The organism is Microbacterium sp. UMB0228, from assembly GCF_002871415.1.
Taxonomy (GTDB): Bacteria; Actinomycetota; Actinomycetes; order Actinomycetales; family Microbacteriaceae; genus Microbacterium.
In genome coordinates, this window is the sequence record NZ_PNFU01000016.1 from 1 (window position 1) to 5,184 (window position 5,184).

The window sequence follows — 5,184 nt, forward strand, 5'->3', positions numbered from 1 at the left end:
GACTAAAAGGAGTCCGGCGGTGTCCTACTCTCCCACAGGGTCCCCCCTGCAGTACCATCGGCGCTGTGAGGCTTAGCTTCCGGGTTCGGAATGTGACCGGGCGTTTCCCTCACGCTATGGCCGCCGAAACACTATTGATGTTTCAATCAAACCTAAAGCAATGATGAATCATTGTTGAAGGTAGTTCTCGACCGTACATCGAGAACCACTCAGTGGACGCAAGCACCAACAAACGGTGTGTTATCAAGTCATCGGCTTATTAGTACCAGTCAGCTGCACACGTTACCGTGCTTCCACATCTGGCCTATCAACCCAGTAGTCTGGCTGGGAGCCTCTCACCCGAAGGTATGGAAGTCTCATCTTGAGGCCGGCTTCCCGCTTAGATGCTTTCAGCGGTTATCCATCCCGAACGTAGCTAATCAGCGGTGCTCCTGGCGGAACAACTGACACACCAGAGGTTCGTCCAACCCGGTCCTCTCGTACTAGGGTCAGATCCTCTCAAACTTCCTACGCGCGCAGCGGATAGGGACCGAACTGTCTCACGACGTTCTAAACCCAGCTCGCGTACCGCTTTAATGGGCGAACAGCCCAACCCTTGGGACCTACTCCAGCCCCAGGATGCGACGAGCCGACATCGAGGTGCCAAACCATGCCGTCGATATGGACTCTTGGGCAAGATCAGCCTGTTATCCCCGAGGTACCTTTTATCCGTTGAGCGACAGCGCTTCCACAAGCCACTGCCGGATCACTAGTCCCGACTTTCGTCCCTGCTCGACCTGTCAGTCTCACAGTCAAGCTCCCTTGTGCACTTACACTCGCCACCTGATTGCCAACCAGGTTGAGGGAACCTTTGGGCGCCTCCGTTACTTTTTGGGAGGCAACCGCCCCAGTTAAACTACCCACCAGGCACTGTCCCTGAACCGGATTACGGTTCGAAGTTAGATATCCAGAGTGACCAGAGTGGTATTTCAACAATGACTCCACGGTAACTGGCGTCACCGCTTCAAAGTCTCCCACCTATCCTACACAAGCCACACCGAACACCAATACCAAGCTGTAGTAAAGGTCACGGGGTCTTTCCGTCCTGCTGCGCGTAACGAGCATCTTTACTCGTAATGCAATTTCGCCGAGTTCGCGGTTGAGACAGTTGGGAAGTCGTTACGCCATTCGTGCAGGTCGGAACTTACCCGACAAGGAATTTCGCTACCTTAGGATGGTTATAGTTACCACCGCCGTTTACTGGGGCTTAAATTCTCAGCTTCGCCTTGCGGCTAACCGGTCCTCTTAACCTTCCAGCACCGGGCAGGCGTCAGTCCGTATACATCGTCTTGCGACTTGGCACGGACCTGTGTTTTTAGTAAACAGTCGCTACCCACTAGTCTCTGCGGCCTCCAAACGCTTTCGGAGCAAGTCCTAATACGTCGAAGGCCCCCCTTCTCCCGAAGTTACGGGGGCATTTTGCCGAGTTCCTTAACCACGATTCTCTCGATCTCCTTGGTATTCTCTACCTGACCACCTGAGTCGGTTTGGGGTACGGGCAGCTAGAACCTCGCGTCGATGCTTTTCTCGGCAGCATAGGATCATCCACTTTTTATCCGCATCGTGTCTCAGCCTGTATGAGTCGCGGATTTGCCTACGACTCGGCCTACGCACTTGCACCAGGACAACCATCCCCTGGCTTGGACTACCTTCCTGCGTCACACCTGTTAATACGCTAACCGCACCAGCATGGGGTCACGTGCTCCCCTCCACGGTGTCACCCGAAGGCAACGATGTGAAGGCTCGGACGTTTAGCACCACTGGATTAGCTTGGGCGGTTCTTCGCCGGTACGGGAATATCAACCCGTTGTCCATCGACTACGCCTGTCGGCCTCGCCTTAGGTCCCGACTTACCCAGGGAAGATTAGCTTGACCCTGGAACCCTTGGTCTTTCGGAGGACGTGTTTCTCACACGTCATTCGCTACTCATGCCTGCATTCTCACTCGTGTAGCCTCCACGGCTGGTTTCCACCGCCGCTTCGCTGGCCACACGACGCTCTCCTACCCATCAACACGGCTGGACCACGAAGGCCTACCAATAATGTCAATGCCACAACTTCGGTGGCGTGCTTGAGCCCCGTTACATTGTCGGCGCGGAATCACTTGACCAGTGAGCTATTACGCACTCTTTCAAGGGTGGCTGCTTCTAAGCCAACCTCCTGGTTGTCAGAGCAACTCCACATCCTTTCCCACTTAGCACGCGCTTTGGGACCTTAGTTGGTGGTCTGGGTTGTTTCCCTCTCGACTATGAAGCTTATCCCCCACAGTCTCACTGCTGCGCTCTCACTTACCGGCATTCGGAGTTTGGCTGACGTCAGTAACCTTGTAGGGCCCATCGGCCATCCAGTAGCTCTACCTCCGGCAAGAAACACGCAACGCTGCACCTAAATGCATTTCGGAGAGAACCAGCTATCACGAAGTTTGATTGGCCTTTCACCCCTATCCACAGCTCATCCCCTCAGTTTTCAACCTAAGTGGGTTCGGTCCTCCACGACGTCTTACCGTCGCTTCAACCTGGCCATGGATAGATCACTTCGCTTCGGGTCTAGGACATGCGACTGAATCGCCCTATTCAGACTCGCTTTCGCTACGGCTACCCCACACGGGTTAACCTCGCCACATATCGCTAACTCGCAGGCTCATTCTTCAAAAGGCACGCTGTCACACCTACCAGGGGTGCTCCAACGGTTTGTAAGCAAACGGTTTCAGGTACTATTTCACTCCCCTCCCGGGGTACTTTTCACCTTTCCCTCACGGTACTTGTCCGCTATCGGTCATCTGGGAGTATTTAGGCTTATCAGGTGGTCCTGACAGATTCACACGGGATTTCACGGGCCCCGTGCTACTTGGGATACTCTCCACGCCAGAACACGCATTTCGACTACGGGGTTGGCACCCTCTATGACCGGCCTTTCAAGACCGTTCGTCTATACGCTTCTGTAACGTCGCCAGCTCGGCAGAACTGACTGGTGAGTCCCACAACCCCGAATATGCAACTCCTGCCGGATATCACACACACTCGGTTTAGCCTGATCCGGTTTCGCTCGCCACTACTAACGGAATCGCGGTTGCTTTCTCTTCCTGTGGGTACTGAGATGTTTCACTTCCCCACGTTCCCTCTACCCGCCCTATATATTCAGGCGGGAGTCACTAGGTCGGCACGCCGCCCAGCGGGGTTTCCCCATTCGGACACCCTCGGATCAAAACTTGCTTATCAGTTCCCCGAGGCTTATCGCAGATTGCTACGTCCTTCTTCGGCTCCAGATGCCAAGGCATCCACCGTTTGCTCTTAAAGACTTGAAATCACATGAGTTTGGATCAAAAACCCGACCAGTCCGAAGACTGAATCAGAAATTGACTAATGATCTTTAAGATCATCTTGCGCAACTGATCAAAGACCAGTTGCAAGATGCTCGCGTCCACTGTGTAGTTCTCAAAGTACGGGCGGTACCCCTCACCACCTCCCCAACCGGAGAGACAACAAGAGGCCCAGAGGTACAGACCAGATCCCGAAAGACCCGCATCCGGTCCCTCAGGACCCAACAGCGTGCAGGCACCGAAACCCATCCCCCCAACGTTCCTGCAGCAAGCTGCGTACTAATCAGAGAAACAATCTCGATGCCATGTCAAATGTTCCACCCATGAGCTCCCAGCGAAGAACGTGCGCCTTCGATCTGGGTTCTGGACGCCGAAGCGTCAGATGCTCCTTAGAAAGGAGGTGATCCAGCCGCACCTTCCGGTACGGCTACCTTGTTACGACTTAGTCCTAATTACCGATCCCACCTTCGACGGCTCCCTCCACAAGGGTTAGGCCACCGGCTTCAGGTGTTACCGACTTTCATGACTTGACGGGCGGTGTGTACAAGACCCGGGAACGTATTCACCGCAGCGTTGCTGATCTGCGATTACTAGCGACTCCGACTTCATGAGGTCGAGTTGCAGACCTCAATCCGAACTGGGACCGGCTTTTTGGGATTCGCTCCACCTCACGGTATTGCAGCCCTTTGTACCGGCCATTGTAGCATGCGTGAAGCCCAAGACATAAGGGGCATGATGATTTGACGTCATCCCCACCTTCCTCCGAGTTGACCCCGGCAGTATCCCATGAGTTCCCACCATTACGTGCTGGCAACATAGAACGAGGGTTGCGCTCGTTGCGGGACTTAACCCAACATCTCACGACACGAGCTGACGACAACCATGCACCACCTGTTTACGAGTGTCCAAAGAGTTGACCATTTCTGGCCCGTTCTCGTATATGTCAAGCCTTGGTAAGGTTCTTCGCGTTGCATCGAATTAATCCGCATGCTCCGCCGCTTGTGCGGGTCCCCGTCAATTCCTTTGAGTTTTAGCCTTGCGGCCGTACTCCCCAGGCGGGGAACTTAATGCGTTAGCTGCGTCACGGAATCCGTGGAATGGACCCCACAACTAGTTCCCAACGTTTACGGGGTGGACTACCAGGGTATCTAAGCCTGTTTGCTCCCCACCCTTTCGCTCCTCAGCGTCAGTTACGGCCCAGAGATCTGCCTTCGCCATCGGTGTTCCTCCTGATATCTGCGCATTCCACCGCTACACCAGGAATTCCAATCTCCCCTACCGCACTCTAGTCTGCCCGTACCCACTGCAGGCCCGAGGTTGAGCCTCGGGATTTCACAGCAGACGCGACAAACCGCCTACGAGCTCTTTACGCCCAATAATTCCGGATAACGCTTGCGCCCTACGTATTACCGCGGCTGCTGGCACGTAGTTAGCCGGCGCTTTTTCTGCAGGTACCGTCACTTTCGCTTCTTCCCTGCTAAAAGAGGTTTACAACCCGAAGGCCGTCATCCCTCACGCGGCGTTGCTGCATCAGGCTTTCGCCCATTGTGCAATATTCCCCACTGCTGCCTCCCGTAGGAGTCTGGGCCGTGTCTCAGTCCCAGTGTGGCCGGTCACCCTCTCAGGCCGGCTACCCGTCGACGCCTTGGTGAGCCATTACCTCACCAACAAGCTGATAGGCCGCGAGCCCATCCCCAACCGAAAAATCTTTCCAAACGCAGACCATGCGGTCACGTCACATATCCAGTATTAGACGCCGTTTCCAGCGCTTATCCCAGAGTCAGGGGCAGGTTGCTCACGTGTTACTCACCCGTTCGCCACTGATCC

General features: G+C 54.8%; 3 rRNA genes. All 3 read right to left on the bottom strand.

Annotated features, from left to right (window positions below):
• Positions 1 to 11: 11 nt before the first annotated feature.
• A 5S ribosomal RNA gene (gene rrf / locus CJ226_RS17675) occupies positions 12 to 128 on the bottom strand.
• Between the two features lie 111 nt (positions 129 to 239).
• A 23S ribosomal RNA gene (locus CJ226_RS17680) occupies positions 240 to 3,342 on the bottom strand.
• Between the two features lie 408 nt (positions 3,343 to 3,750).
• Positions 3,751 to 5,184 (bottom strand): 16S ribosomal RNA (locus CJ226_RS17690); the annotation flags it as partial.